Origin of the sequence: Algoriphagus sp. (genome assembly GCF_024642405.1) — a bacterium.
Lineage (GTDB): Bacteria > Bacteroidota > Bacteroidia > Cytophagales > Cyclobacteriaceae > Algoriphagus.
The window spans coordinates 1-13,749 of the sequence record NZ_JAHEBC010000093.1 but is presented as its reverse complement, the minus strand read 5'-3'; the positions used below and the strand labels follow the sequence as shown (position 1 = coordinate 13,749).

At 36.6% G+C, this 13,749-nt stretch carries 12 protein-coding genes and 1 pseudogene; 7 read left to right on the top strand and 6 right to left on the bottom strand.

Features of this window, described 5'->3' with window-relative positions:
- On the top strand, positions 1–1,215 hold a 1,215-nt coding region (locus tag Q0L68_RS09200; protein WP_296702001.1), incomplete at its 5' end, for a TRAP transporter large permease.
- 150 nt (positions 1,216–1,365) lie between these two features.
- On the opposite strand, the gene Q0L68_RS09195 is transcribed toward Q0L68_RS09200, so the two are convergent.
- The 3 genes from Q0L68_RS09195 to sucD form a co-directional block, all read right to left on the bottom strand.
- Entirely contained in the window at positions 1,366–2,997 is a 1,632-nt protein-coding gene (locus Q0L68_RS09195; protein WP_296701999.1) for an ABC-F family ATP-binding cassette domain-containing protein, read from the bottom strand.
- Positions 2,998–3,107: 110 nt separating this feature from the next.
- A complete protein-coding gene (locus Q0L68_RS09190) occupies positions 3,108–3,500 on the bottom strand; it encodes a hypothetical protein (protein ID WP_296701996.1) in 393 nt (130 codons plus the stop codon).
- A 213-nt stretch (positions 3,501–3,713) separates the two neighbouring features.
- Complete coding sequence (gene sucD / locus Q0L68_RS09185; protein WP_296701994.1) at positions 3,714–4,595, bottom strand: succinate--CoA ligase subunit alpha; 882 nt, start codon at positions 4,593–4,595, stop codon at positions 3,714–3,716.
- Positions 4,596–4,726: 131 nt separating this feature from the next.
- Here sucD and Q0L68_RS09180 point away from each other — a divergent pair, with 131 nt between their 5' ends.
- Genes Q0L68_RS09180 through Q0L68_RS09160 form a run of 5 tightly spaced genes read left to right on the top strand, consistent with a single transcriptional unit; the run spans position 4,727 to position 11,727 of the window.
- Entirely contained in the window at positions 4,727–8,164 is a 3,438-nt protein-coding gene (locus tag Q0L68_RS09180; protein WP_296701992.1) for an ATP-binding protein, read from the top strand.
- Positions 8,165–8,215: 51 nt separating this feature from the next.
- Complete coding sequence (locus Q0L68_RS09175; protein WP_296701990.1) at positions 8,216–9,391, top strand: ATP-binding protein; 1,176 nt, start codon at positions 8,216–8,218, stop codon at positions 9,389–9,391.
- Between the two features lies 1 nt (position 9,392).
- Positions 9,393–10,025, top strand: a complete 633-nt coding sequence (locus Q0L68_RS09170; protein ID WP_296701987.1) for an ATP-binding cassette domain-containing protein — start codon at positions 9,393–9,395, stop codon at positions 10,023–10,025.
- The gene (locus Q0L68_RS09165; RefSeq protein WP_296701984.1) at positions 10,022–11,257 is read left to right on the top strand and encodes an FtsX-like permease family protein; all 1,236 of its coding nucleotides are present in this window, start codon (positions 10,022–10,024) and stop codon (positions 11,255–11,257) included. The genes Q0L68_RS09170 and Q0L68_RS09165 overlap by 4 nt, the downstream gene beginning before the upstream one ends.
- Before the next feature lie 32 nt (positions 11,258–11,289).
- Positions 11,290–11,727 carry a hypothetical protein gene (locus tag Q0L68_RS09160; protein WP_296701982.1) on the top strand — a complete coding sequence of 146 codons (438 nt, stop codon included), beginning with the start codon at positions 11,290–11,292 and terminating at the stop codon, positions 11,725–11,727.
- 14 nt (positions 11,728–11,741) lie between these two features.
- Here the strand turns inward: Q0L68_RS09160 and Q0L68_RS09155 are convergent, their stop codons facing one another.
- A complete protein-coding gene (locus Q0L68_RS09155; RefSeq protein ID WP_296701980.1) occupies positions 11,742–12,563 on the bottom strand; it encodes an aminotransferase class IV in 822 nt (273 codons plus the stop codon).
- 128 nt (positions 12,564–12,691) lie between these two features.
- Between Q0L68_RS09155 and Q0L68_RS09150 the strand changes: the two genes are divergently transcribed.
- A complete protein-coding gene (locus Q0L68_RS09150; protein ID WP_296701978.1) occupies positions 12,692–13,114 on the top strand; it encodes a hypothetical protein in 423 nt (140 codons plus the stop codon).
- Here Q0L68_RS09150 and Q0L68_RS09145 read toward each other — a convergent pair.
- Together Q0L68_RS09145 and Q0L68_RS09140 are read right to left on the bottom strand one after the other, a co-directional pair.
- Positions 13,111–13,557 carry a cytochrome c gene (locus Q0L68_RS09145; protein ID WP_296701976.1) on the bottom strand — a complete coding sequence of 149 codons (447 nt, stop codon included), beginning with the start codon at positions 13,555–13,557 and terminating at the stop codon, positions 13,111–13,113. The two genes, Q0L68_RS09150 and Q0L68_RS09145, sit on opposite strands and share 4 nt — an antisense overlap.
- Positions 13,554–13,749, bottom strand: a pseudogene (locus Q0L68_RS09140) (SCO family protein); the annotation flags it as partial. The gene Q0L68_RS09145 and the pseudogene Q0L68_RS09140, both read right to left, overlap by 4 nt.

Here is a 13,749-nt window from a genome sequence, read left to right as displayed (position 1 = left end):
GGCCTATCCAGTATGTTTACTTTGATGGTAACAGTTGCAAGCATGCCGGCTATAACCACTGTAGCTCAAAGAATGGGGACAGGCCTTGATAGTTTTTCTTTACTTGCTATTCCCTTTTTTATTCTTGCAGGAGAATTAATGAACCGTGGAGGAATTGCTAATCGATTGATTGAGTTTGCAAAAGCGCTTACAGGAAGACTTCCCGGAGGTTTATTGCATGTTAATGTTATTGCAGCGATGTTGATGGGAGCGATTGCAGGTTCTGCAGTGGCAGCGGCTTCCTCCATGGGAGGGATTTTGGGTAAAAGAATGGAAAAAGAAGGTTATCCAAAAGAATTGGGAGCAGCTGTGAATATTACATCCTCTACAACAGGATTGATTATTCCACCATCAAATGTCTTGATCGTATATTCTTTAGCCTCAGGAGGAGTTTCTATTGCAGCACTTTTTGTTGCAGGATACTTGCCAGGTCTTTTGGTGGGTTTATTATTAATGATTACCGCTGCTGTTATGGTGAAAATCAAAAAGCTACCATCTGGAGAGGCAACTACCTTTAAGCATTTACTAATTACTTTTTGGCATGCTATTCCAAGTCTATTTCTCTTGGTGGTGGTAATTGGAGGGATTATAGGAGGTGTTTTTACAGCAACTGAGGCTTCAGCAATTGCGGTGGTTTATAGTTTGGTACTTACTCTTGTATATAATGAAATAGGAGTTAAAGAACTACCATCAGTTCTTCTTAAATCAGCGGAGACTACAGCCGTGGTGATGTTACTTATTGCTACTTCAATGGCGATGTCTTGGGTAATGTCAAGTGAGGAAATCCCACAAAGTATTTCTAGCTCTCTTTTATCATTGAGTGACAATATATTTGTGATTCTGATCATGATTAATGTGCTTCTGCTTTTCGTAGGGGTCTTTATGGATATGACTCCAGCTGTATTGATTTTTACTCCTATTTTCTTGCCGGTTGTTACTTCTTTAGGAATTGACCCAGTTCATTTTGGAATCATGATGGTTTTGAATCTTTGTATCGGTCTCTGTACACCACCAGTTGGCTCTGTGCTATTTATTGGAGTTGGAATTGCTCAAACCACGATTCAAAAAGTAATCAAGCCTTTGTTACCATTCTTTTTTGCCATGATTTTGGCTTTAGTATTAATCATGATTTTCCCCGAGATCTCATTATGGCTTCCTAGAGTATTTGGATTATAAACTTTCAGAAAAGTATAAATGCAAAAAAGCGGATCTCTTTTGAGTCCGCTTTTTTGCTTCTTTTTTTTGCCCAAAACTAAACCTATTAACTTAAAGTAAGTTCAACTTGTCTGAAATCTGAAATCTGAAATCTGAAATCTGAAATCTCTCTTATCTTTCTACTTCTTTCAAATTCTCAATTTTCTTATTTCTCAAGAATCCATTGATATCTTCAAAGTGTTCTTTCACTCGCTTATTTCCGAATTCAAAAACTTTGGTTACCAATCCATCCAAAAAGTCTCTATCGTGAGAGACAACAATCAAAGTTCCATCAAAAGCCTTTAAAGCATCTTTGATGATGTCTTTTGTTTTCATATCTAGGTGGTTGGTAGGTTCATCGAGAATCAGCAAGTTTACAGGTTCCAGCAACAGTTTAACCATCGCCAAGCGGGTTTTTTCACCACCGGATAGCACTTTAACCCTCTTATTGATATCATCACCTTTGAACATGAAAGCTCCCAAGATGTCTTTGACTTTTGTCCGTATCTCTCCGACAGCGATTTGATCAATAGTTTCAAAAATGCTGAGACTTTCATCCAAAAGTGAAGCCTGATTTTGGGCAAAGTACCCGATCATGGAATTATGTCCTAATTCACATTTTCCATCAAAATCAATCTCACCCATTATCGCCTTGATCATGGTGGATTTTCCTTCTCCGTTTTTTCCTACAAAAGAAACTTTTTGACCTCGTTCGATAGTCAAGGAAGCATTTTTGAAAACCACATGATCTCCATAATTTTTACTCATTTCGTCCACAATCACTGGATAATTTCCAGATCTAGGAGATGGCGGGAAACGTAATTTCAAAGCTGAGGTATCTACTTCATCCACTTCAATTATTTCCATTTTCTCAAGCATTTTCACTCGTGATTGCACCTGGAGAGTTTTGGAATAAGTCCCTTTAAATCGATCAATGAAGCCTTGGATGTCAGCAATAGTTCTCTGTTGCTCCTCGTAATGTTTTTGCTGTTGCTCTCGCCTTTCTTTTCTTAGTTCTAAATAATGACTGTATTTGGCTTTATAATCATATATACGACCCATAGTAACCTCTATCGTACGTGTCGTGATATTATCGACAAAAGCCCTGTCATGGGAAATTACTACTACAGCTTTAGCCTTAGTCATCAAAAAGTCCTCCAGCCATTGGATAGATTCAATATCCAAATGGTTGGTTGGCTCATCAAGAAGGATCAGATCCGGGTTTTGTAAAAGGATCTTTGCTAATTCAATTCTCATTCTCCATCCTCCGGAAAATTCTGATGTTGATCGCGTGAAATCCTCTCTTTCGAACCCCAAACCTAAAAGTACTTTTTCTACTTCTGCCTCATAATTAACTTCCTCGATAGCATAAAATTTTTCACTCAATTCAGAAACTTGCTCAATTAGTTTGTAATATTCCTCAGATTCATAATCAGTTCTGACGGTCAACTCTTCATTGATCTGCTCAATCTCAGCCTTCATGTTTAGATAGCCTGCAAAAGCTTTGGAAGTTTCTTCCATCACTGAGCAATCATCTGAAGTAAGCAAGTGTTGCGGTAAATAAGCAACGACAAAATCTTTGGGAGCAGAAACAGATCCGGAAGATGGTTTTGTTTGGCCAGCAATGATCTTCAAGAGCGTGGATTTCCCAGCTCCATTTTTACCCATCAGGGCTATTTTATCAGTTTCATTGATGGCAAAAGAAACATTACTAAAGAGCGTAGAGCCACTATGAATGACCGCTACATTATCTACTGAAATCATAATTATCTGAATTGAAGCGGCAAAGGTAGATTTTTAAAGCTGAAATCAGAAGAGAGAATAAAAAAAGCCGTTCTATAATTATTCAGGACGGCTCAAGTGTAGTTGTGTTTTTAATTTCCAGAAGCAATTGATACTTCTATAGTAAACGTAGATGATTCGTTTATTCTTGCCGCACTTCTCATCAAATAAACGCGGATTTTTTGATCTCCACTTTTCTCCAGTTTGCCCTCATAGTAGTTTTCATCCATAGATGAATTATAATAAGCTACATATTCTTCTCCTGGAGACATTAGATTGAAATAATTTGCTGTGTTAGTTGCAGTGAACTTTACGTTGATGACCTGATCTTTATTTGCTGTCAAAATATAATCAATGATTTGGTCACCTTTGAGAGTACCTTTAATGGTTGTCTCAGATTTTCCTTTTTCAAAATTCACTTTTTTAGTTTCTATTTCTGTTTGAGCAAAAGCTAAAACAGGAAAAAGAATAATCAGGTAAAACATTTTTGTGTTCAAGAAAATTGAAGCGAAAAATCTCATAAGGATTGAAAGTTTTAATTTTGAAAATGGAAAACGTCACATAATATGAATTTAAATTTTAAAGCTTTTCTAGATATCTACAGCATAGAATTAAATTTTGGACATTAAAAAACCGCTGCGAACTCAATCGAAGCGGTTTTCAAAATCATATATCTTAAATCCGATATCTTATATCAATTAAGCATCCACACCCAAGGCTTTTGCCATAGTAGCACCGATCTCCGCTGGAGACTCAGCAACGTGGATTCCATTTTCTCTCATAATTCTCATTTTGGCAGCTGCAGTATCATCTGCTCCACCGATAATAGCACCGGCATGGCCCATTCTTCTTCCCGGAGGTGCTGTCTGACCTGCAATAAAACCAACCACTGGCTTTTTGTTACCAGTTTCACGGATCCACTTGGCAGCTTCAGCTTCATAGTTACCACCGATTTCACCGATCATGACGATTGCATCAGTCTCAGGATCTTCCATTAGCAACTGAACAGCCTGCTTGGTAGAAGTTCCGATGATAGGATCACCACCGATACCGATTGCTGTAGAAACGCCTAAACCAGCTTTTGCAACTTGGTCAGCAGCTTCATAGGTCAAAGTTCCTGACTTGGAAACGATACCGATTCTTCCTTTTTTGAAGACAAAGCCTGGCATGATACCTACTTTCGCTTCACCCGGTGTGATTACACCTGGGCAGTTAGGGCCGATTAGCGTAGCACCTCTTTCGATGATGTAAGGCTTAGCTTTCATCATATCTGCCACTGGAATACCTTCCGTGATGGCAATGATTACTTTGATACCTGCATCAGCAGCTTCCATAATAGCGTCTGCTGCAAAAGCTGGTGGAACAAAAATGATGGATGTATCAGCTCCAGTTTTTTGAACTGCCTCTTCTACAGAATTAAAGACAGGTTTATCCAAATGAATGGACCCGCCTTTACCTGGAGTAACACCACCGACTACGTTCGTTCCGTACTCGATCATTTGCTGTGCGTGAAAAGAGCCTTCCGACCCGGTGAACCCTTGTACGATCACCTTGGAATTTTTATTTACTAGTACACTCATGATGCGATTTCTAAAGTTTGGCACAAAAATAAAAGAATCAGGTCGCTGACAAAAGAAATGAAGAACATTATCTAGGTAATTTGACGACGAAATACTTTTTATATCTTAGGCCTCAAAAGTACACCTATAAAATGAAATTCTTCCTTTCTCTAATCATTTGTTTTGGTATAACCACTTTGGGTAAGGCTCAGAATTTTAAATTTAATGCTCAGCCAAAGGGTGTTGAGCTACCCGTACAGAATGTTCTACAGATGGAACAAGATAGTTTGGGAAGGATGTGGTTTTCGACTCCAATGGGTGTTTACTATTCTGACGGAATAGAGACTTTTGCACTACCAGACTCTATTTTAAAAGAATTTAATTACCGGATTTCGGTTCATATCGATGATGAGGGGATTATTTGGCTCTATAATTCTACCGGATTGCCACGTTTGATTAAAGGAGGCTATGATAGTTGGGAATTTATAGACCTTGGAATTGATTTTCGAGATAGGTTTAGCTCAGGCATCAACTTTTTTACCTTTGGAAAAGGTAAAAACAAGCAGTTTTTTCTGGACACTAAGTATCAATTTTTACATTGGAAAAATAATAATGATGATAAAGTTTTAATTGATCGAGTTTATGAGGAAAATGGTCAATTAGGTTCCATCAGTGAAATCAAAGGAAGTGTATTCCTTTATTTCGAAAAAGGGATATTTACCTTAAATGATGGGAAACTTGTACAAGCAGAGCTGGGAGGAATTCAACTGCCCTCATCACCTTTTGTTGTAAAGAAAAACGAAATAAGTGATTTGTACTATTTCCTTGGCAGGGAATACTTGGCAGTGGGAAAAGATCCTTTTTCTCCAGACGAAATTTTAGATCAGAATTTTTCTAAGCAAGAATATTCTTCAATTGATTTTTATGATTTGTTTTTTGATGAGGATGCGGTGCTGTATCATTTCAACTCACAGCTTTTTAAATACTCAAAACAATACAGATTCCCATTGCTGATAGATTTGAGTGATGAATTGAATGTTTACTCAATTAATAAAGCTATGATAGACAGGGAAGGGATTCTCTGGGTAGGAACAAGTAGGGGCTTTGTGAACTTCCTGAGTCTGGCATTTCAAAACTATGGGGTAAACCAAACTACTTTGATGGCTGAAGAAGTGACAGCAATCGGAAAATTAAAAGAGAGCGAATACCTTTTTGGATTTAATAATGGCATTCAAAAATATTCTCGGCTTGCAGTAAAAACGATTTTAAGAGATTCTTTCCCAGATGGTAACCCCAATAGAAGGATTGTGAATTTTTCAAATGATGGTAAAGGCTCTGTCTGGTTTTCATCAAATTGGGGAGGGGTTGGAAAATATATAGTCGAAAATGAAACCATCTATATGTTCCCTCCTCCACCAGGGGTAAATATTTCATATGTAAAAGTGGAAGGGGATTCCATGATAATAACTGGTCCTAGAAATATATATATAGCGACGACAGGAAATAGCACTTCGAGTATTTACTCAAATGATATTAGCAGTTCAGTAGAAAGTTTACTACAGAATAATAACTTCTATATGCGAAAAGCTGGAAAGCTTTCGGATGGAAGATTGATGATAATGAAAGCAGGCCAAACATCCAATGAAAAACCATTTCATGAAAATGATCAAATGCTCATTACAGATGGATATGATTTTTTAGAGCTTGAACCAAATCGAATTCTTTTTGGAACGGAGACTGGTTTGAAAATCTTAGAAGATGGCTTGATAAAACCTTATTACATCGAAGGTCAAGAAATTAATAGACCTGTATATGCAATTTTAAAAGATAGCCAAGATAGGCTATGGGTTGGTACAGACGATGGAGTTTTTTTATTAGAGGGTAACAACACGCTAACCCATTATAATGAAAAAAATGGCTTGGTAGGTAATGAAATAAACAGAGGGGCTTTAGTCGAGGCTTCCAATGGAAGGGTTATGATTGGCACTTTGAAAGGATTCTCTCTCTTTTTTCCTGAAGAACGATCCTTTGTAGGAGGAGCTCCGGGGGTCATATTTCATAATATCATTCTCGATTCTATAAAATTAGATTCCGATGAGGAGCATGATATTCCTTATTCGAAAAATTCATTTGAGATTGATTATTCTGCTATTGGATTTAATGAAATTAAAGATTTGTGGGTGCATTATAGATTAAATCCAAGTGAGGATTGGAGAATTATTAAAGATCCCAAAACGACATCACTATTTCTTTCAAACCTACCTTATGGTGATTATCAGGTTGAATTGAAGGCGTCTTATGAAGGTGAAAACTTCTCTGAAGTAGTTATATCTCAACCATTCAGAATATTAAAACCTATTTATCTACAGACTTGGTTTATTTTACTCTTGGTATTGTTTTTAATTGGGTTGGGTATTTTAATCAACACTTTTTACCAACAACTACAAAAAGTTGGAGTTCTAAAAACAGCATTTGACCAAAAAATAAAGGAAAAGCAAATCGCTGAAGTTCAATTTAAAAATGTCTGGAGTAGTTCGAAGGACGGGCTTATGCTAACACTGGATGGAGAGAAAATTGTGACGGTAAATCCAAGTTTTGCTCAACTTGTAAACAAGGAAATATCTGAATTAGAAAATACGATGGTAGTGGATTTATTTAGCTACTCAGAGTATTATACAAAATACTTAAAGTCCTTTATGAAACGAGTACTCAAAAGAAAAACTACCGGGTTTACTTATGAGAGTGTAGTTCCATGGAAATCCGGAAATCTCGAAATGGAGGTTTTCTCCATTTTGATCCAAGAAAATTTTGATGGTAGAAATTTAATATTAAGTGTTTTCAGAGACTTTTCTTCCAAAAAAGCCATTGAGCAAAAGTTAAGAGATGCCAAAGAAAAAGCAGAGCAAGCAAACAGGTACAAGACAAGCATGCTTTCTAATATTAGCCATGAAATACGGACTCCATTAAATGGGATAATTGGAGGAGCAGAACATATCATCATGATGAGACAAGATGATCCTGAGCTGGTTTCTCAATTGGACATTATCCTAAAAAGCGGAGAAAGGCTTCTTAATACGATCACTTCTATTTTAGATATTGCCAAAATTGAGGCAAATAAAATGAATGTCGTTTATACCGAAACTGATATCAATGAGTTTTTAGCTACAATAATTACTCCGTTAAAAAATCTTGCCATGAGAAAAGGATTAACCTTAAAAGAAGTTTTCCTTAAAACCCCATTTTATGGCAAAGTAGATAGACGGTTTATGGAAATGATCGTAAATAATTTGATAAGTAATGCCTTAAAATATACAGAAGATGGTGAAATAAAATTGACAGTTGATAGGAGGAAAAATAATATACTTTTGTCCATCGAAGATTCTGGAGTTGGTATGTCTGAAGACTTTTTGAGAAAAGCTTTTCAGCCATTTGAACAAGAGAGTACCGGTAACCAGCGGTTATATGAAGGTACTGGCCTTGGTTTAAGCATTACTAAAAACTTGGTTTCTCTCCTCAATGGTGAAATTCTTCTTCAAAGCTCAAAAAATGCAGGGACAGTTGTCACAATAGAAATCCCATTGCCAGAATGATAAAATTTGTAATTTCGATCTTGAAAATATTTTTAAAGCCCTCCATTCCGAATGTTTAGTTTAAAAATTCTCATAGTAGAAGATGATTCTGTTTCCGCTTTATTATTAAAGAAAGCCCTTGAAAAAAACAATCACGATATAATCGGAATAGCAGATTCTGGTGAAAAAGCACTTGATATTTTGGAAGAAAATATGGTGGATATCGTGATGATGGATATCAATTTAGCGGGGGAATTGGATGGGATAAAAACCACAGAAATTGTAAATGAGAAATACGATATCCCAGTAGTTTATTTAAGTGCAAGTTCCGATGCAGAGACTTTAAACAAGGTGGTTGGGACCAATCCAAGTGCCTATGTAATTAAGCCTTTTAATATTCGGGAATTAAATATGGTGATTGAACTTGCCATATTTAAAGATCGCAAAGAGAAGGAACTTCAAAAACTAAATAATGAACTTGAAGAGAAAGTAAGACAGCGAACTGCGGATTTGCATGAAGCAAACAAGGAGTTGACTAAAGCTTTAGAAAAGGAGCGGGAAATAAATGAGCTTAAATCCAGAATCGTTCTCAACGTGTCTCATGGTTTCAAGACTCCTCTCACCTCAATCTTAAGCTCCGCCCAGTTATTACAGATTTATGCAGAGAAGGATCATCCTTTCAAGTTAAAAATCGCAAAACATGCTTCAAAAATCGAAAATTCCGTCAGGGCACTGAATAATCTTTTAACCAGTGTTCTGTTCTTTGGGAAAGCAGACGCAGACAAGATGGAATTTAGGCCTAAAAAGATGTATTTGGGAGCTTTTGTGAAAGAAGTTCTTGATACTGTGAAAGCAGGCATTGAAAATGATGTTTCTATAAAAGTTAATCTTGGAAACCTTCCTAAAACAATAATTTCAGATTATGATTTGCTATATCAGGTTTTTGAAAACTTGCTTTCCAATTCGGTAAAATATTCAAAAGATGGAGATATAGTTAATTTTAGTTTAGATTTTGAGGATCAAAAATTGAAAGCATCTTTTACAGATCATGGGATCGGTATACCGAAAAGAGAGCAGGAACAACTCTTTGAAAGGTTTTTCAGAGCTCATAATGTAGGAATCAGAGAGGGCTCTGGTTTAGGGCTTGCCATCGTCAAAAAATGTGTGGAGGTCCTAAATGGAGAAATCACCTATGAAAGTGAAGAAAATAAAGGGACTACGTTCTATGTATCAATTCCAGTGAACTGATATGCTATTAGGTACAAAAGACTTAACCTTTACATATCCAGGTCAAAGGACTATCAGGTTTGAAAACATACAGCTTGAAGAAGGTGAAAGCCTATTGATTTTAGGTAAATCAGGAAGCGGGAAAACGACTTTACTGAATTTATTATCGGGTCTTTCTTCGCCTGAAACGGGTGAAATAAAAATTAATGGTCAGGATATTTCAAAATTATCCGGTCAAAAATTAGATCTCTTTAGAGGTCAAAATATTGGAATCGTTTTTCAGAAACCACATTTATTAGCACCTCTATCTGTCATGGATAATCTTCGTATGGCAAATTTTTTTAGCAAAAAGAAGAACGAAAAATTAAAACAAATTCTAATCGATTTAGGGCTTTCTGAAAAAGTAAATTCATCCATCTTGACATTAAGTGAGGGAGAGGGTCAACGGGTTTCCATAGCCAGAGCTTTGGCAAATGAACCCAAATTGATTCTTGCGGATGAGCCTACCTCAAGCCTAGATGATGAAAATGCAGAAAAAGTTATCCAGGTATTAAAAGAACAAGCAAAGAAAATCGGAGCAGCTTTAATTATCGTTACTCATGATCAAAGGGTGAAAAATCATATTCAAAAATTTATTGAAGTCAAATCCTCATGAATCTTATCAAGCTAAGCTGGAAGTATTTGGTTTTTCGTCCTTTTTCTACAGGCTTGAATGTTATTTTATTGGCCTTAGGTCTAGCTATCATCATAGTCCTTTTGCTCATGCAAGAGCAGTTGGAAAAGAAAATGAATGAAGATGCAGCAGGCATTGATTTGGTTGTAGGTGCTAAAGGAAGCCCTTTGCAATTAATTCTCTCCAGTGTTTATCATATTGATTTTCCAACGGGAAATATTGATCTGGAAGAGGCGAGAAATCTAAGTAGGAATCGACTGGTGAAAAACACTATTCCTCTAGCTCTCGGTGATAATTATCAAGGTTTTAGAATCGTTGGGACCAATCTGGACTACCTAGAATTATATCAAGCGGAATTTGAAAATGGAAAATCTTGGTCTAAAGCCTTTCAGGTAGTATTGGGAGCTGAGGTCGCTGAAAAGCTAGGCCTGAAAGAAGGAGATGAGTTTATGGGGAGCCATGGAATAAGTGAAGGAAGTCATGACCACGAGGCTAACTATTATCATGTATCTGGTGTTTTGAAGCCTAAAGGGAATGTCGTTGACAGATTAATATTGACAAGCATTGAGTCTGTTTGGCTTACCCATGAAGAAGATGAAGAGTCTGAGGAAATGGAAAAATCCATTTCAAGCGAAATCACACTTAATGGTTTACCTCAATCGGAAGAGCCCAAAGAAATAACAACTCTTTTGGTCCAATACAGAAACCCAATGGCTGCTATTCAGCTTCCAAGATTGGTGAATAGCAGAACAAATATGCAGGCAGCCTCACCCTCCTTTGAGATGTCAAGGTTATTTGAATTGTTGGGGGTAGGGATTAGCATGTTAAAAGGTCTTGCTTTTGTATTAATTGGGATTTCTGGGTTAGGAATTTTCATTGCCTTGTACAATTCATTGAAAGATAGGAAATATGATTTAGCAATTTTAAGGGCTATCGGAGCATCTAGGTTTCAGTTGGTTTTGTTGATCTTCATGGAGGGCTTTATCTTGACATTTCTTGGAGCTATTATTGGAATTTTAATCGGACATAGCTTTTTGGCATTGATCATATCACAAAATCAGACCGGAGTTATGGTAAGCCTTCAACCTTGGATTTTCTTAAAATCCGAACTTTGGGTAGTAGCTTATGCGTTTGTAGTAGGAGTTCTTGCCTCTGTTATTCCAGCTTTTACTGCTTATCAAACAAGTATTGCAAAGCAGTTGACAAAGGCTTAAATAGCACTTAATTAAAAATGAAAGGTAAAATCATGAAGAAAATAATACTTGGGATCCTTAGTCTAACTTTGTTTGCTTCCACAAATTTATATTCTCAAGACAAAAATGTCTGGAAAAGCCTTTCTGATGTTTCTTACAAAATAAGCGAAGACCAGTTTGGAGAGCTTTATGTCCCAGTTTTCTCAGAAGAGTCAAAAAAATTAGAGGGAACTGAAGTAGAGGCTGATGGTTATATTATTCCTTTTGAAGGGATGTTTAAACCTGAGCATATAATTCTTTCCAGTTTGCCCTTAGCGGAATGCTTCTTTTGCGGATCAGGTGGTCCTGAGACAGTTATGGAAGTTATGCTGACTGACCCAATCAAATACACATCAAAGCGTGTAAGGGTCCGAGGTAAACTAGTACTCAATGGAAATGACCCCGAGAAATTGATGTATATTCTCAAAGACGCTCAATTAATTTCTGAATAATAATCGACTCCCTTTCAAAGGGAGTTTTCTTTTTCTAAAACCTTGAATTTTTTCAGGATATCCATAGAAATAGGTCCAGGTTTTCCACTTCCGATTTTGTGATGATCAATTTGAGTGACAGGTAAAAGTATTTTGGTAGTACTCGTAATGAATGCTTCATCAGCATTCAAAGTTTCCTCCAAGCTTACCGGTCTGATCTCCACTTGATCCACTAAAGTCAGCACGTGCTTTCTCGTGATCCCCATCAAAATATTCTTGTCGGGTGTAATTACTGTTCCATTTTTGACTATAAAAAAATTACTCCTTGAGCTTTCACTTACTAAGCCTTCTTGATGATACAAAACATCTTCAGCACCTTCCTTTTTCCATCGAAGACTATCCCAAACGGATAAAGCGTAGTTTGTTGTTTTGATTTCTGCAATCGGCCTCACATATTCCAAACTGAGGAGTTTAATACCATTGTTATATTTTTCTTCGCTAGGAAATAAAAGAGTCTCCGGAAAAATAAAAAGCTTCCCATTAGCCGGGGAAAAGTGATTTTCTGAAAGTCCCCCGCTTAACACCAGTCTAAAACCACCTTGCTCCATGTCATTTTTATCGGTGAGCTCTTGGATAATTTGTTTTAATTCTGACCTAGTGTAAGGTAAAGGAAGGTATGTTTTTTCCGCCGAAGTTATAAATCTGTCCAAATAATGGTCTAAAAATAGTGGCTTGTAATTGACAGATCGGAAGAAATCAAAAATTCCGTATCCTCTTATTAATCCCAGATCCATTGGATGGATTGTGGCATTTTTAGATTCTATTATTTCTCCGTCGGCGAAGCAAAATGGTTTCATTTGAATTGATTTTATGAAGCCTAAAATTACAGGAACATTTTTTAATTATCTCAACTTTTTAAAACCTCTTAACTTTTTAGATTAAAAATAGAATAAATAGTATATTTGGAATAATTATTCGATTAATCATGATTAGACAAATTCCATTTTTAATTATAGTGTTGTTATTCTTTGTAAGTTCCTGTGGCCAAAGTACTCAGGATGAAAATCAATTGATGCGTGATAGGATAATCAGTATTCACGACGAAGTGATGCCACTGATGGGGAAATTGAAATCTCTTGAAAAGAAAGCGAACCAGGAAATAAAGAGTTTGGAAGATGAAGAAAATGCCAATCCTGAAAGAATTGTAGAGTTAAAGGCTTTGGTTGTGGATCTTGACGCCGCATACGAAGGAATGTTCGATTGGATGCATCAATATGAGATCGAGGACGGAGAAAAATCTCCAGAGGAAGTAAAAGAATATTTAGATGATCAATTGATAAAAGTAACTGAAGTGAATAGTCAATTCAAAGAAGTGCTTGCAAAGGCAGATGAACTTCTACCCACCTAAAAGGGCGGTTTTGTTTTTAGGTATTTTTCAACTTCTGATGAAGTAATTTTTCCTTCTTCCATTCCCCAAATATTCAAAAGATAGGTGCTTATTTGAGCTATTTCCAAGGGTGTTAACCTAGGGCTTGCTGGCATTTCCTGATTGAAGGTTTTTCCGTTAACAGTAATTTCCCCTTTTTGTCCATATTTCATAATCCAAACAGCTCTATGAATACTTTCTTTGAAATAGTCAGAGTCTTTCAAAGGAGGAATTAGATTTCCCAAACCTTCCCCATTGCTTTGGTGGCAGTTCCCACAATGATTTTCATATAAAGTTTTGCCGGCAATAGCATATTTCATGACTTCGGGGTCTGAAATTTTTGCTAAGGTGTTTTCATCATTAGATGATTTAGGAGCACAAGCAATAAAAAAAAGTAAAAAGGAAAACGGAATTAAATTTTTCATCCTCCAAGAATTTTCGGAATATCTTTGATAAGTTGGTCGACTTGGTCCGTTTTTGTCCCATCATATACCCCACGGATTCTCCCTTTTTGATCAATCAATAAGAAAGCACCGGTATGTAAAAAACCACCCGCCGCATTTTGATCTTCCATCGCTGTCGTCAAATAGCTTGTCTGTCCAATTTCAAATATTTTT